Origin of the sequence: Rhodococcus sp. WS3 (assembly GCF_003797085.1) — a bacterium.
Classification (GTDB): domain Bacteria; phylum Actinomycetota; class Actinomycetes; order Mycobacteriales; family Mycobacteriaceae; genus Rhodococcus_F; species Rhodococcus_F globerula.
Window position 1 is genome coordinate 1,378,306 of the sequence record NZ_RKMA01000001.1, and the last position, 15,573, is coordinate 1,393,878.

The 15,573-nt window shown below is 60.9% G+C and carries 14 protein-coding genes; 8 read left to right on the plus strand and 6 right to left on the minus strand.

The window, feature by feature from the left end:
* Positions 1 to 197: 197 nt before the first annotated feature.
* The 5 genes from EEB13_RS06335 to EEB13_RS06360 form a co-directional block, all read right to left on the minus strand.
* Entirely contained in the window at positions 198 to 1,658 is a 1,461-nt protein-coding gene (locus tag EEB13_RS06335; protein WP_141484860.1) for a wax ester/triacylglycerol synthase domain-containing protein, read from the minus strand.
* Between the two features lie 404 nt (positions 1,659 to 2,062).
* Positions 2,063 to 2,257, minus strand: coding sequence for a hypothetical protein (locus EEB13_RS06340; protein ID WP_141484861.1), 195 nt, complete (start codon positions 2,255 to 2,257; stop codon positions 2,063 to 2,065).
* A 1,759-nt stretch (positions 2,258 to 4,016) separates the two neighbouring features.
* On the minus strand, positions 4,017 to 5,639 hold the full coding sequence (groL, locus tag EEB13_RS06350; RefSeq protein ID WP_033235579.1) for a chaperonin GroEL: 1,623 nt from the start codon (positions 5,637 to 5,639) through the stop codon (positions 4,017 to 4,019).
* A 245-nt stretch (positions 5,640 to 5,884) separates the two neighbouring features.
* Positions 5,885 to 6,442 (minus strand): DUF6764 family protein, encoded by a 558-nt coding sequence (locus EEB13_RS06355; protein WP_080711786.1) that lies wholly within the window; start codon positions 6,440 to 6,442, stop codon positions 5,885 to 5,887.
* A gap of 80 nt (positions 6,443 to 6,522) precedes the next feature.
* On the minus strand, positions 6,523 to 7,308 hold the full coding sequence (locus tag EEB13_RS06360; RefSeq protein ID WP_141484862.1) for an HAD-IIA family hydrolase: 786 nt from the start codon (positions 7,306 to 7,308) through the stop codon (positions 6,523 to 6,525).
* A gap of 72 nt (positions 7,309 to 7,380) precedes the next feature.
* On the opposite strand from EEB13_RS06360, the gene EEB13_RS06365 reads away from it, so the two are divergent.
* Both EEB13_RS06365 and EEB13_RS06370 read left to right on the plus strand, forming a co-directional pair.
* Positions 7,381 to 8,526, plus strand: a complete 1,146-nt coding sequence (locus tag EEB13_RS06365) for a PucR family transcriptional regulator (protein ID WP_116101794.1) — start codon at positions 7,381 to 7,383, stop codon at positions 8,524 to 8,526.
* A gap of 141 nt (positions 8,527 to 8,667) precedes the next feature.
* On the plus strand, positions 8,668 to 9,921 hold the full coding sequence (locus EEB13_RS06370) for an NAD(P)/FAD-dependent oxidoreductase (RefSeq protein WP_045063993.1): 1,254 nt from the start codon (positions 8,668 to 8,670) through the stop codon (positions 9,919 to 9,921).
* Here the strand turns inward: EEB13_RS06370 and EEB13_RS06375 are convergent.
* Entirely contained in the window at positions 9,887 to 11,317 is a 1,431-nt protein-coding gene (locus tag EEB13_RS06375) for an amino acid permease (protein ID WP_371851293.1), read from the minus strand. The genes EEB13_RS06370 and EEB13_RS06375 overlap by 35 nt on opposite strands.
* Before the next feature lie 159 nt (positions 11,318 to 11,476).
* Here EEB13_RS06375 and EEB13_RS06380 point away from each other — a divergent pair, with 159 nt between their 5' ends.
* From EEB13_RS06380 to EEB13_RS06400, 6 genes are all read left to right on the plus strand, one after another.
* The gene (locus tag EEB13_RS06380; protein WP_095886778.1) at positions 11,477 to 11,944 is read left to right on the plus strand and encodes an SRPBCC family protein; all 468 of its coding nucleotides are present in this window, start codon (positions 11,477 to 11,479) and stop codon (positions 11,942 to 11,944) included.
* Positions 11,945 to 11,979: 35 nt separating this feature from the next.
* The gene (locus EEB13_RS06385) at positions 11,980 to 12,426 is read left to right on the plus strand and encodes a hypothetical protein (RefSeq protein ID WP_141484863.1); all 447 of its coding nucleotides are present in this window, start codon (positions 11,980 to 11,982) and stop codon (positions 12,424 to 12,426) included.
* Complete coding sequence (locus EEB13_RS06390) at positions 12,416 to 13,438, plus strand: MerR family DNA-binding transcriptional regulator (RefSeq protein WP_261984452.1); 1,023 nt, start codon at positions 12,416 to 12,418, stop codon at positions 13,436 to 13,438. Before EEB13_RS06385 ends, EEB13_RS06390 begins: the two co-directional genes overlap by 11 nt.
* 280 nt (positions 13,439 to 13,718) lie before the next feature.
* Complete coding sequence (locus EEB13_RS31395) at positions 13,719 to 13,874, plus strand: hypothetical protein (protein WP_181932985.1); 156 nt, start codon at positions 13,719 to 13,721, stop codon at positions 13,872 to 13,874.
* A gap of 87 nt (positions 13,875 to 13,961) precedes the next feature.
* The gene (locus EEB13_RS06395) at positions 13,962 to 14,675 is read left to right on the plus strand and encodes a phosphatidylserine decarboxylase (RefSeq protein ID WP_033235586.1); all 714 of its coding nucleotides are present in this window, start codon (positions 13,962 to 13,964) and stop codon (positions 14,673 to 14,675) included.
* 56 nt (positions 14,676 to 14,731) lie between these two features.
* Positions 14,732 to 15,568: a CDP-alcohol phosphatidyltransferase family protein gene (locus EEB13_RS06400; protein ID WP_033235794.1), complete on the plus strand. Its 837-nt coding sequence runs from the start codon at positions 14,732 to 14,734 to the stop codon at positions 15,566 to 15,568.
* Positions 15,569 to 15,573: the final 5 nt, after the last annotated feature.

Below are 15,573 nucleotides of genomic sequence, written 5' to 3' on the forward strand. Positions count from 1 at the left end.
GCTGTGTTCTTATCCACAGACCAGTTTCGACGTCTGCACAAACGCTTCGACACCGCCACTGTATCTACGTGGACGTGTCACCCGGAACCAGCTCCTCGCGCGAGGACTCGGCCGATGTGCGATTGCTACGAGACCCTCTGCGCCGGAGAGCTCGAGCGATTGTGGATTGATAGCCCGTCGGATCTCAATGATGTTTCTCAGGAAGCGAACTCCTCGGAATCGTTCCGCAGCGCAGAAATTCCAGCGGACTTCTTGAGTTCCTCGAAACTCGCTCGCAGCAGCTCGATGTAGTGATGAAGGTCTGGCATTGAGGCCGTGTCTGCAATGACATTCAGCGTGAGCCCACCGCCCGATGCGGCGACCATGAAGTGGCGCAAACCATCGCCGTCGACGGGCGGCTGGTTAGCGAGCACTGCCGCGCCCGGCGCGCCGTTCAAGGTCAACCCCTCGACGGAGAGAGGAATGTTGCTCACCATGGTGTGCATATAGCGAGGACGGCTGAGTTCGTGCGAGTTTTTCCCTCGCGTATATGCCATCAACCGCAGCAATGGCGCCGGTGCCGTCTCCACTGCGGCACTCAAACGTCGTACCGCGAGGTGAGAAGTGCGGGTCTTCTCCGAGCGCGCAGAGTCCGCAATGTGCGCCACCCGTTCCAACGGATCCTCGACATCGGTGTGCATGTCGATGGCCAGTGTGACCAACTGATTTGCCGACTCCCACTCCTCGACCTTGCGCATGGACCGCGGCACCATCGCGACCAGAGAACCCTTGTGCTTCTCTCCCTTTTCGGTGAGATAGCGCGCCAGTGCGCCACCGACGACTGCCAACAGAACATCGTTGATTGTGGCCCCAGGAACTGCCGCTTTAACCTGCCGAACCTCCGCCCCTGGCAGCGTGATCTGCTCCAGTGTCCCGGATCCACTCACCTTGCCATTGAAACGGGTGGCCGGAGTTTCGTGATAGCTCTCGACCCATTCGCCAGCTGCCTGGGCTGCGTCTACGGCCCTGGCAGCTTCCCGATTGCCGGGGACATGCCGCGCAAATCGCAGTAATTGCTGCGGAAAGCCCAGCGCCGACTCGAGCAACATGCGTGCCTTCAAGAACGGCACTGTGGGCTCGAACTCGGCCGGCCGCAACCTATCCGAGAAAATGGTTTCACCCAGCATCTTGATGGCAATACCATCAGCGCCACTGTGATGCGATTTGAGCACCACCGCCGTCAGCCGACCAGGCAGATCATCGAGCCCCTCTATTCCGTTGAAGAAATGCAACTCCCATGGCGGTCGAGTCAGATCCATCCTCGAGGTCAACAATGCGCTGAGCGGCTTCTGCAACGGGGCCCAGCCGGACTCCGTGATATCGGTGACGCGAACGTGGTTACGGACATCGAAATCTGGGTCGGGCACCCAATGTGGATGTTCGAGGCCCAGTGGCGTGCGTTGGATGCGTTGCGTGAACATTCGATTGTGCCCGAGTCGCGCGGTCACCCATTCGACAGCCTGTTCCTCCGAGAATTCCGCTTGCGGGTGCTGCGAGGTTTCGAAAAAATACACGCCGATGAGGTGTCCCAGATGCCCGTCGGCTTCGTTGTAGATGAAGTCGGCGTCTCGTGGATTCAATTGCATGACTCTTGCAATCGAAAGGTTGGACAGTCTCATGGGCGCTCCTCACGTAGCGGTGCCTGGCGATATATTCATGCTTCTGAAACCGAAAATTCCCGAGGTCAATGGGAACCTCGGGAATCTCAGGAGTTTGGGGCGGAAGGACCAGTTCACGCGGTAGATCGACGGAGGTCGTCATTCCACCCCAGCCTGACTACTTGGCGGGCGGGTCCTTGATCATCTTGCTGCCAGTGGAGACCAGGCCGAGCACGCCCGAAAACCACGAGATCATTCCAACCATGTATTTTTCAAGCATCAGATTATCCTCTCGTTAAATTCCGGGATCTGCGGACAGGGTGTCAAAGAACTTCCCAAATGTACCTACCAGGTCAACCGATCCGAAATTGACCAAGTCAGAAATGTAGGCCAGAAATATATCGAACATTGTATTCTTCTCCTTATTACTGGCCGGCCACAGAGCCGAGGACGGTTTGGATGCTTCCCGCCGAGGAAACGGATCCACTAACCGCGACATCGATCGCAGCCGAGATGACGGAGAAAACACTCTGAATCACTGCGGTCACGTTCGTCAGTACGGGCGTAAGCGACCCCACGTCAAAACTCCCGATCACGCCCATCAAACTTGCAGTATCCACTATCTCTCCACCTCGCTACGATTGTTGAAGTTCACCATTGAAAATCGAAGTCAAATGATGCCACGAACGGCATGAACGCCACCATTCCTATTATCGACTTAACCAAATCACCATACGGTGGCTTAAACATTTCGGCTATCGATCCCAGGTCCATCATCCACTCCTGTAGTCAAAGAACGTTCGGAAAAAACTCGTATTCTCCATCAGCTGAGTTCAATGAATGAAACCAGCGAACCCGTGACACCGTCGACTCCGGGCATGAATGATCCCGACCATACATTGCCGATCAAATCACTAACCAATGTAGCCGCCGTCTGGAGAAACATTACAAGCATACCGATTCCCACCTTTCTGTAGATCTTGGAGAGCTCATTTGGATATTGAACATCTGCCCTGGACTGTTGATGCATACACAACAACAGAATTAGGTCACCGTAGGAAAGTCAGTGGCGCTTCGGCCACAAGTCCTGCGGGCTTACCCCTTCTGCGGCTGCGACTGGGGTAAGGCTAATGCAGGCGAGTCCGATTTTGCGAACTTTTGGCAAAGTTTTTTCGGCAATTTTGAAACCTGTTCTATTTTCGCTGGTCAGGTGTTCAGAACTGCGAAAAATTACCCGTGCGGTCGCCGAACGAAAGCATGCAAATCCGCACCCTGCAGTACTCAAGCAACCGTGCAGAGCCACACTCTCCACCGAGCCTCGCCCCAAGGACAGTTACTTAGACTGTCTACCAATATGTTTCGGCACATAAAATCGACTCATGAAGCATCCCACCAAGTTTGGGCCGGACACATCGGAAGTAGGCCACTTCGCATCCACCGAAAGTACTAGGACTCAGGTGCGCCCCAATCCAACACACCCACCGAAAGTACTAGCGCCAGTGAACACTTCGAATCGTCGGGAGCATGCGCCGCAAGATCTCCGTGAAACTTTCCGCCTAGAGAATCAACCTACACCGACTTGGTTCACAAGAAGTCGAACCCTCGCCTGCACATCGAGAAGTGGCAGCCTAGATCAGCAGTGGATTCTTTCGGTGCGACTTGCCGTAACCATGCATCGCAATTGGGCCGGGTACCCGAACTGATGCCATCTCAGGGCCAGATCTAATCGCGAAATACCCCGCCTCGACAAAGAGATCGAACTTATTCTGAATCGTCGCGCAAATCTGTTGCCAGCACCGCGCAGACAACTACTCGACAGTAAGAAGATCTGCGATCCGAACCCAGCGAGCTTTGTTCGTAATATCACGCGGTCTATACGTCGACGGTCGCCAGCGATACGCAGGGCTTTGTCCAGTCTACGAATCGCCCCTCTCAAAACGAACTATCGGATGGACCCGTCGGTCGGGATAGGGGTTCACTCCGCCCGTCGCCTTTCACTTCGCCGGCCGCATCGGTTTGCTCGATCGACCATGGTGCAGCCGTGCCCCGTGGAACCTTCCCGTCGCGCACTACATTCGCCATCCGCACTGAGCAATGCTTGCGATCCAGTATCCAGATACCCAATGCAGTCACCGACAAGGAATAGCGGGTCGTGACTGTACTGTGGCTCCGCCAATATCCAGTTCCTTGTGCTGGGTGGCGGATGGGATCACTCAGGCAATTCGGATGCCACAGGCTAATTGCTTTGGTCTGCAACATCGAGCCATCTTGTAGTGAACGTGGGTTCCATTGTGCGGCACACCCGCACTCGACCCCGCCCACGCAAAAGCCCGGCCCACCAAGTGGTGGACCGGGCCTCTAGGAGCTAAGGGGATGGACTCAGAAGTCCATGCCGCCCATGCCGCCGGTGGGATCGCCTGCGGGAGCAGACTTCTCCGGCTTGTCAGCGACAACAGCTTCGGTCGTCAGGAACAGAGCCGCGATGGACGCTGCGTTCTGCAGTGCCGAGCGGGTGACCTTGACCGGGTCGTTGATGCCTGCAGCGAGCAGGTCTTCGTACTCGTTGGTCGCAGCGTTGAGGCCGTGACCTGCGGGCAGGTTGGAGACCTTGTCCGCAACAACGCCGGGCTCGAGGCCTGCGTTGAATGCGATCTGCTTGAGCGGAGCGGACAGTGCAACGCGAACGATGTTCGCGCCGGTTGCCTCGTCACCTTCGAGCTTGAGGTCGTCCAGGGCGGGAGCTGCCTGGATGAGTGCTACGCCGCCACCGGCGACGATGCCCTCTTCGACAGCTGCCTTTGCGTTGCGCACTGCATCTTCGATGCGGTGCTTGCGCTCCTTGAGCTCAACCTCGGTTGCTGCGCCTGCCTTGATGACTGCAACGCCACCGGCCAGCTTGGCCAGACGTTCCTGCAGCTTCTCGCGGTCGTAATCCGAGTCGCTGTTCTCGATCTCAGCGCGGATCTGGCTGACGCGACCTGCGATGGCGTCGGCGTCGCCGGCACCTTCGACGATGGTGGTCTCGTCCTTGGTGATGACAACCTTGCGTGCCTGGCCGAGGAGCTCGAGGCCTGCGGTCTCCAAGGAGAGTCCGACCTCTTCGCTGATGACCTCGCCACCCGTGAGGATGGCGATGTCGGCGAGCTGAGCCTTACGACGGTCACCGAAGCCGGGAGCCTTGACGGCAACAGACTTGAAGGTGCCACGGATCTTGTTGACGACGAGGGTGGAGAGAGCTTCGCCCTCGACGTCCTCGGCGATGATCAGGAGCGGCTTGCCGGACTGGATAACCTTCTCCAGCAGGGGCAGCAGGTCCTTGACCGTGGAGATCTTGGAGCTGACGAGCAGGATGTAGACGTCCTCGAGGACGGCTTCCTGACGCTCTGCATCGGTGGCGAAGTACGCCGAGATGTAGCCCTTGTCGAAGCGCATGCCCTCGGTGAGCTCGAGCTGCAGGCCGAAGGTGTTGGACTCCTCGACCGTGATGACGCCTTCCTTGCCGACCTTGTCCATTGCCTCGGCGATGAGCTCGCCGATGGACGGGTCGCCTGCGGAAATACCGGCGGTAGCAGCGATCTGCTCCTTGGTGTCGATCTCCTTGGCGGTTTCGAGCAGGCGAGCTGTGACAGCCTCGACAGCCTTCTCGATGCCGCGCTTGAGGCCGAGCGGGTTCGCGCCGGCTGCGACGTTACGCAGGCCTTCGCGGACCAATGCCTGTGCGAGGACGGTGGCGGTGGTGGTGCCGTCGCCAGCGACGTCGTCAGTCTTCTTGGCGACCTCCTTGACGAGCTCCGCGCCGATCTTCTCGTACGGGTCGTCGAGTTCGATCTCCTTGGCGATGGAAACACCATCGTTGGTGATCGTGGGGGCGCCCCACTTCTTTTCGAGAACGACGTTGCGACCCTTGGGGCCCAACGTCACCTTGACAGCGTCGGCGAGGGCATTGAGGCCTCGCTCGAGGCCGCGACGTGCCTCTTCGTCGAACGCGATGATCTTTGCCATTGCGAAGTGATCCTCCGGATAGGGGGTGACACACAAGGTGACCGCTCGTCGGGTCACCTCATCGGCACAGGGCGACCGAATTTTGCTTAGGTCACCCATCTAGCCTGCGGTCTTAAGTCAGTGCCCGCGACGGACGACCGGGGGTGTCGATGGATCCCGGTCTCACTGACTCGACCTGGCACTCACAGCTCGCGAGTGCCAATTGCATTTTTAGCACTCGAGCGTGCCGAGTGCAAGGTCAAGACTCAGCCGGCGATGCAGAACTGCCCGTTGGTGAAGTTCACAGCGAAGGACAAGTTGCCCATGCAGTTGACTCCGTTGGCGTCAGCCGTCGCTCCCGCTCCCCAACCGGCGATGGCGACGGTGAAGTTTCCGTCGGCCGCACCGGCGCGGGCGATGCCGCCACCGAGTGCATAGGCGTGCGCCTGACCGTTGCCGCGCGAAGCGCCGAGAGCCGTTCCGAAACCGTTGGCGTAAGTGTTGGTGTAGCTGTTGTCAGCCGAGACGCTGACAGCTGTTCCGCTCTCCATGGCACCGGCCTGCGAGCGTCCCGCACCAACAGCCTGTGCGCCACAGCTCGCGGTGTCCGACACCTGAATGTCGTTGACCAACGGCGGCGACACACACGTGACGGGCGCAGCCGAAGCAACTCCCCCGCCGGCCAGCGCCAGCCCCGCAACCAAGCCCATCCCCGCAGTCACCACAGCCCCTGTTCTCGCCAGGCGGCCCCCCAACCGACTACTGGTACTTCCGTTAACTCGTGAGGACGAGCGGCGGAACCAGACTGACGAGATCAAGGGCATAGAAAACTCCTTCTTGGAACACGTTCATGGATTCGGGCGCGAGAGTACCCGCTCACATGACGTCCGTCACGCTTTGCAGGTCACGACTCGAGCAAGGTTTCCAACAAGCCCGGTAGATCCGCCACGGAATCGATGACATAGTCCGGCTGTTGCGTCGCCAATTCGAGCACTGCCTGCCGAAACTTGCCGGTACGCACCAGAACTCCGGTCAACCCGACCCTTTGCGACGAAAGGATGTCACCGATCAGATCGTCTCCCACCATGACCGTCGCTTCGGCGTCGACGTCCATCAATTCGGTGGCCGCGAGAAAGCCCGTGAGCGACGGCTTGCCGACGGCCGCGATATTGACGCCGGCAACTTCCTCGAAACCCGGTAGGTACGTTCCGGTGTCGATCTTCAAGCCCGTATCTGTCTCCCACATCATTCCGCGGTGCATCGCGACCACCGGGACACCGTCGAGCAAATATTGGAGCACCTGACTCAGTGCCTCGTGTGTGAATTCGGGGCCTGCGCCGCCGAGGATGACGACATCCGGGTTCTTGTCGACCAGTTCGATCCCCTCGAGGTCGCTGGACACATCGCCGCTGTTGAGCACCCAGGCCTTCGCTTCGGGATACGTGGCGCGCACGTACTCTGCGGTGAGCCTTGCTGCAGTGACAATCTGGCTGGGCTCGACGGCAATTCCCGCATCGCACAGTCCCTCCGCAATCAGGGTCGAACTGCGGGAGGTGGTGTTGGTGAGAAACCCACACGCCAAGCCCCGACTACGCACATCGCGGACCGCCTCGCCGGCACCCTCGATGGGCTGCCATGACGTGAGCAGGACTCCGTCGATGTCGAACAGAACACCTTCGATGTCAGCCATTGCACCAGCCTATAGTTGCAACCCCTACGCGTCGCACCACAAGAAACGAACCGGCTCAGTAGGCTCAGCCTCATGGACCTGCGCGACGACGATCTCTTCAGCGTCGCGGGGTCCTTGGCGGAATTACTCGGAGCCCCCGTCACCATCGAGGACGAGAACTCGACCGTCCTTGCCTACTCCGGTGGTGAACAAGCCGTGGACGAGGCTCGGATCGGAACCATCCTCGGCCGGCAGGTACCCGGCCGAATTCGCGAACTACTCTCGAATGCAGGTGTTTTCGAACGCCTCCATCGCGAGACGGACCCTATCTACGTCAACCTCGACGATCCGGCGATCACTCCCCGGCTTGTCATCGCCGTGCGAGAGAACAACATTGCCGTCGGGTCTATCTGGGTGGCACTCGCCGGCGAGCCGACGCCGTCCCAGGAATCGACACTTCGCGCTGCTGTGCCCGTGGTTGCGGAGCACATCGCGTCCGAGCGTGACCGGATCAACAGCACCAGACGCCGCCAGACCGAGCGAGTCAAAGCACTGATCGGCGGCGGCGAGCAGGCATTCCGCGCCGCCGAGGACTTGCGACTGCGCGGACCGCTGACCGTCGTAGCGGTTGGCGCGACAGCCGGTTTCATGCCGAGCACCGTCGCGGCGTCGTTGGGTCTGTATCTCGACACACTGGCCGTCGACGCAGTGATCGCGCAGTTGATCGACGCGACCTATCTTGTTGTCTCCGCTGACGAAGCGAACACCCGCCGGTTGCTTGAGGACTTCCTCGGTCGCGCCCGCGAACGCGCACAACTTGCCGTGGCGGTGGGCCGAACTGTGAAATCCGCCAGCGAATGCCATCTATCGCGGGCCGACGCCGACCATGTTCTGGGCGCGCTGCGGCACAACCGGTCCGGCGGGATTGTCGCGGGAATGAACGACACCTTGGCGTCAGTACTGGCATTGCATGTCGCCGACATCTTCGACGGACTGGGCGATGCCACACCCCTTGGCGCGTTGGACGAGCACGACCGTCGGCACGGCAGCGAACTTGTCGCCACGGCCCGCACCTTCCTCGACAAGGGCGGTGATGTCGCGAATTCTTCCGCAGCACTGCACGTTCACCCCAACACCCTGCGCAATCGGCTACGTCGCTGCAAAGACATGTGTGGTGTTGACCTGACCGACGCGGACACTCGACTGATCCTGATGCTCCAGTTCAAACTGCGGAATTGAACGCCCGTTGTGCATATGCACAACGCCTGATCTCTACCTGTGGCCGAACGGCCACTCCTTTTACCTTCCCCTCAGCCCATGCTTGAAACAGAGCCGGTGTGACCGGCGTCTCGTATGTCAACGGAGCTAAAGGAGCAGGTCATGGGAACTCGTCAGAGCCCCGATCGTGTGGTCGTGGTCGGCGCAGGCATGGTCGGATTGTCGACGGCCTGGTTCCTCCAGGAACGTGGAGTCGACGTCACCGTCGTCGATCGTGATGGCGTCGCCGCTGATGCCAGCTGGGGAAATGCCGGCTGGCTCGCCCCCGCTCTCACGCTTCCGCTCCCCGAACCCGCTGTCCTTCAGTACGGCCTGCGCGCGATGCTCAGCCCGTCGTCGCCGGTGTATGTTCCGCTGACAACCGATCTGAAACTGATCCGCTTCCTGGTCGGATTTGCTCGCCACTGCACACCCTCGAAGTGGCAGGAAGCGATGTCCGTCTACACGGAGGTCAACCGAACCGCGCTGGGCGCATTCGACGAACTTGCCGACGGTGGCGTCAAGGAGCACACCCGACTGGCTGATCCGTTTCTCGCGGCGTTTGCGTCGGAGCAGGATCGCGAGAACCTGGTCGAGGAGTTCCGTCATGTGGAGGCCGCCGGCGGCGAGGTCGACTTCGATCTCCTCGACCACGATGCGATCCACTCGCTCGAGCCGACCCTCGGCACCGGCGTGAAGGCCGGAATCCGTCTGCGTGGTCAACGTTTCATCGATCCCCCGCAATTCGTGAACTCGCTGGCCGACGCTGTCCGTGAACGTGGCGCCGAGATCATCACCGGCTTCGATGTGGCGTCGATCGACGACCGTGCCGACGGCGTGAGTGTTCGCTCCGCCAACGGTGATTCGCGTGCAGCAGATGCCGTCGTGATTTCCAGTGGCGCTCGACTGAACAAGCTGGCAGCGCCGTTCGGTGTTCGCAAGCTGGTGCAGGCGGGACGCGGATACAGCTTCAGCGTCACACCCGATCACCTGCCCAAGAACCCGGTGTACTTCCCCACTCAGCGCGTGGCGTGCACGCCGCTGCACGACCGCTTCCGAGTCGCCGGAATGATGGAATTCCGCAGCCCAGACGCACCGTTGGATCCGCGTCGCGTGCAGGCGATCATCGACGCCGCAAAGCCCATGCTCCGCGGCATCGACTGGACTGCGCGTGACGAAGAATGGGTTGGATCACGTCCCTGCACCACTGACGGGTTGCCGTTGATCGGTGCTACGAAGTCGCCGCGCGTCCATGTCGCGGGTGGTCACGGGATGTGGGGAATCGCGTTGGGTCCGTTGACCGGAAAGATGATGGCGGAGTCGATGACGGCAGGCACGATGCCTACTGTGATGCGCCACTTCGATCCGCTGCGCTGACGGCTGGTTTCACCCATTTGTAGTACGCGCCGGCCAGCAGCACGAGCCATCCGGCGCCCACCAGTAGGGCAACACGGGTGTCGGAAATGACGCCCAACAGGATGATGACAAACACCAGGAAACCGATCGCGAAGATCTGACCGTACGGCCACAGCGGCACTGGAAACTTCAGTGCCGCTGTTTCGTCGGCACTCATCTGGCGGCGTGAACGGAACTGCGACAGCAGAATCATGACCCACACAAAGATGGTGGCGAAGGTCGCGAGTGACGCGATCACGAGGAAAACCTGGTCCGGGATCAGGTAGTTGAGCACCACGCCGACCAACAAGGCGACGGTCATGATCACTACAGTCATCCACGGAACTCCGTTGCGGGACACCTTCTTCATGACCTGCGGGGCCTGACCGGCGTGGGACATGCCGAACATCATGCGGCCGGCACCGAATACGTCGCTGTTGATGGCGGACAGCGCCGCGGTGATGACCACGATGTTGAGTATCGAAGCAGCGGTGCCCAATCCGAGGTTCTCGAAGATCTGCACAAAGGGACTGTTGTCGCTGGTGATGGTCTGCCACGGAATGATGATCATGATGACTGCGAGGGTGCAGACGTAGAAGAGAATGATGCGTACCGGAACGGTGTTGACCGCTTTTCGGATGGTCCGCGCCGGGTCTTCTGCCTCACCGGCAGTGATTCCGATGATTTCGGTGCCGCCGAACGCAAACATGACGATTGCAAAGCACGCGAGGAACCCGCCGATTCCCGTAGCGAAGAATCCGCCGTCCGACCACAGGTTGCTGACTCCCGCGTCGGTGTCGTGCACGCCGAATCCGAACACGATGATGGCGATACCACCCACGATCATCGCGATGATGGCGGTAATCTTGACGAGCGTGAACCAGAACTCGAGCTCACCGAACACCTTGACGCTCAACAGGTTCAGGGCGCCGATGAAGAAGACGACGGCCAGAACCCAGATCCAGCGTGGCACGTCCGGGAACCAGAACTGCATGTACAGGCCGAACGCTGTGACGTCGGCAAGACAGACGATCACCATCTCGAATGTGTACGTCCACCCCGTCATGAATCCGGCGAGCGGACCCAGATGCTGGTTGGCGTATTCGCTGAACGAACCGGAGACGGGGTTACGTACCGCCATCTCACCGAGAGCGCGCAGCACCAGGTACACCGCGAGGCCACCGATCAGGTATGCCAGCAGAACCGACGGCCCGGCGCGCTTGATCGCTTCGGCACTGCCGTAGAAAAGTCCCGTTCCGATTGCCGAGCCCAGAGCAATGAAACGAATGTGCCGCGCCGTCAGCCCCCTCTTGAGTCCGGCCCGTTCGTCGGGCAAGGCGTCGGTGTTCACTCGGTACTCCAGTCGGATGGCAGGCATGCGTGCGCCGTCTATTGTCCGCTACCGGCCGCCGGCCTCCCGCCCACCCCTGCGACCTGGCCGTAGGGTGACCTGAGGCACATCGGGTATTGACGTATCGCGTACCGTCGGCAAAAGTGTTTGTAACTCGCCGTATCATCAAATTGACTGGAGAAACCATTGTCCAACACCCTCGAAGCCAGCATCGACATCAATGCATCCCCGCAGGATGTGTGGGCCATCGTCGCCGACCTGCAGCGGATGGGCGAATGGAGCCCCCAGTGCAAGAAGATGAAGGTCATCGGTGGAACCGTCCGTGAGGGTGCCAAGACCCTGAACATCAACCGCAAGGGCCTTCTCGTCTGGCCGACAACAGCGAAGGTTGTTCGGTTCGAGCCCAACAAGTCCGTCGCGTTCCGTATCGCCGAGAACCGCACCATCTGGTCGTACAACATCGAAGCGACCGAAACCGGAACCAAGCTCACCGAGCGCCGTGAAGCTCCCACCGGAACGTCTCAGGTCTCGCAGTTCCTGGTCAAGACCGTCTTCGGTGGCAACGACAGCTTCGAGGTCGAACTCGTCAAGGGCATGAACGCCACTCTCGAGCGTGTGAAGAAGGAAGCGGAAGCAGCCAGCGTTCCCGCTTGACCCTCAACCAGGTCGAGACTTCAGGATCTCCTTTCATGGATCCCGTGATGAACCGAATAATGCAGGCACAAGAATTGGCGAGCTCCGGCGATCGGGCCGGGGCTCGCTCTGCGTTCGAAAACGTATGGCGTGACGTCGGCACCGATCCGCTGCACGTTGTCACCCTCGCGCACTACATGGCCGACGTTCAGGACGATCCCGCCGACGAACTCCGCTGGGATCTACGCGCGCTCCAGGCGGCTGATTCGCTGACCGATGCTCGGGCGCAAGAACACCATTCGACGCTGCAGGTTGCAGGCTTCTACCCGTCGTTGCACCTCAACCTAGCCGCCGACTACAACAAACTCGGTCGAGTCGCCGAAGCTCACGAGCATCTGACCAAGGCCGAAGGCGCGGCCGGAACATTGACCGACGACGGATACGGCCGGATGATTCGGGGCGCCATCGCGCGATTGCGGGCAGAATTCGATCGTGACCACTAGCCCAGCGCTCCTGACCCCTGCGCTCCTGACAATCGGTGAGATGGCGAGGGCGTCGGCGCTACCGATCAGTGCGCTGCGCTTCTACGACAAGGAAGGCGTGCTGGTTCCGCACTCCGTCGACCCTCACACCGGTTATCGCTGGTACACCGACGACCAACTCCGTGATGCTCGCCTGATCGCGGGCATGCGGCGCGTCGGTGTCCCGGTTCGGGAAATGACAGCCGTCCTGACCGGGCCGGACCCACACTCCCGATTGGACGCGCACTTGCGCAATCTCGAAGACGGGCTCGCCGACGCCCGCGCCGAACTCGATCGAATCCATCGGCTCATCGATTCACGGCCGACCGCAACCGGCGTCACCCTCGATTCCTGGGATGTACGACGTGCACTCGACGCCGTGCTGTTTGCCGTGGACGCCGATTCGGAGTTCCCGATCCTTCGCGGAGTACATATCGACATTCACGACGGCGTCGCGGCGTTTGTCACCACTGATCGGTACCGGCTAGCAGTCGCAGAAGTGAGCGTGCGATCCAATTTGACCGTCTCGGCAATCGTTCCTCTCGCCTTTGCGCGAAGGATGCGAGACATCGCCGGAGTCGTGACGCTCACCTTCGCCACCCGCTCGGTGACCGCGTCCTATCCCGGTGGATCGGTGTCGAACCCACTCATCGAGGACGGTGAATTTCCGGACCATCGCATCCTGCGCGAAGATCGTGGCGCAACCGAACTGAGAGGCGACCAACTGGCGGCCCTGCTCAACGGCTCCACGGAAACAGCGATCGTGAGCGTCGACGCCGACGGAAGCGCTCGGATCGATCCGGCTGACGTGGTTCCCGCAGAGAGGTTCCGAGTGCTGGTCGATCGGCAGCGACTACGCGAGGCCGCGGCAGCGCAACCCGGTCGGGCACTGGTGATTCGGGCGAGCGGCGCCGCGCTGCCCCTTGCTATCCGCACCACCGACTACGCCGGGTACTTCTCGTACTTGATGCCGCTACAGGCTGCGCACAAGTAATAGAGTTGCCTACCAGATTCCCGGTCACTTCGACGCGTCCGGTGCGGTAACCCGGTGGGATTCGAAGTGGTCGTTCCTCGGTCCGATCGGCGGAATCTGTCTCGGTCTCACTCTCGCGTTCGGGTCAGCGAGGTTCCTGATCCCCCGTGTTCCTGGGCACGCGATCAGCATCGCGAACCATCGATACTGGACGGACCCGGTCAATCGCGCCGAGTTCGATCGAAGAATTTCCGAAGACCTCGAATAGCTCGGCGCTGCCACCGCACTGTTACTTGCCTGGATGGCAGCGGTCGCGGGCACATCGACGGATGGTTCCGTCGATACCTGGCTCCTCGTCGCCCCGACCGTTCTCTATCTGGTCGGTGTGCTCGGCTACTGCGCCTACATGATCTGGGGCGGACGATACCGGGTGCCGCAACAACAGATGCCGCAGTAACGGATGCCTCACGTAATCTAGTGATGCACGACGCCCCGTAGTGTCTGTGCGGCCAGCAGTACACCGACCGAGTAGTTAGAGGAGCCTGTGGCACGCCGACCCACACCCCCCGGAACCCCGCAACCCACCGGAATCGGACATATCGTCGATCTGGTTCGGCATGCGATTCCGCCGCTTCATCCCGCCGGTCTACCGTTTGTGCTGGCTCCGCTGGGTGTTGCAGCCCTGGGTCGCAACCGTAAGTGGGTGCGCCGAGCCGGCCTTGTGTCTGCAGCTGCGTGCGCCACGTTCTTTCGTCACCCGCACCGGGTACCGCCCAACCGCATCGGCGTCGTCGTGGCCCCGGCCGACGGCGAGGTCGCACTGGTCGACAATGCCGTCCCGCCTGCCGAACTGAACCTCGGCAGCGAACCTCGCCCCCGCGTGAGCATCTTCCTGTCGGTTCTGGACGTACACGTCCAGCGCGCTCCCGTCGGAGGCACCGTCAAGACGGTTGTTCACCAGCCTGGCAAGTTCCTCTCCGCAGACCTGGCCGACGCCAGCGAGGTCAACGAGCGCAACAGCATGCTCATCGAGACCGCGAGCGGACACGACGTTGCCGTCGTGCAGATCGCCGGTCTGCTCGCGCGTCGTATCGTCTGCTACGCCGGTGTCGGCGATGCCCTTCCCATCGGTGACACCTACGGTCTGATCCGCTTCGGATCGCGCGTCGACACGTACTTCCCGGCCGGAACGACCTTGCTGGTCGAACCAGGTCAGCGCACAATTGGCGCTGAAACCGTCATCGCGCAACTGCCGTGAAGACACCGAGAATGAAGCCAGCCGTGAAGAGACCGGTGGTGACAACCAGCCCGGCCATGAAGGTGCCCAAACGCACCCAAGCCGTGCGGTTGTTGCCGTCCGTCATCACCATCCTCGCGCTGTGTGCGGGCCTGTCCGCCGTCAAGTTCGCACTCGACGGAGAGCCTGGCATCTCGCTCGCGATGGTCGGTGCTGCGGCGGTCCTCGATTCACTCGACGGCCGGATCGCCCGCCTTCTCGACGCGACCAGCAAGATCGGTGCCGAGCTCGATTCACTGTCCGATGCCATCTCGTTCGGCGTTGCCCCGGCATTGGTCCTGTACGTGACGTTGTTGGACGACACCAACTTCGGCTGGATCATCGCGTTGGTCTACGCCGTCAGCATCGTGTTGCGCCTGGCCCGGTTCAATACCCTGCTCGACGAAGACGACGTCCCCGCATATGCCCGCGAGTACTTTGTCGGAGTGCCAGCGCCCGCAGGCGCCCTGATCGCCCTCACCCCCCTGGCTGCAACCATCCAATGGGGTGACGGGTGGTGGTCGTCGCAGGTAGTTGTAGTCATCTGGATGTTGTTCTCGGCAGCTCTGATCGTCAGCCGCATCCCGACCCTGGCCATGAAATCGGTATCCGTGCCGCCGCACATGGCTGCCGCGCTGCTGGTCCTCGTGGCCTTGACCGCGGCCGCACTGATCACCTTCCCGTACGTGCTGTTGATCGTTCTCATTGCGATCTACCTGGTTCACATTCCCTTTGCCGTCCGCTCCAAGCGCTGGGTGGCGGCGCGGCCGGAAACGTGGGACATCAAGCCGTCGGAGCGCCGGGCGATCCGTCGTCAACCCACAGCGGGTGGACGACGCTCGATGGTGCGCCTCGGCTTGCGTCGGCCTCGCTAGCTCAG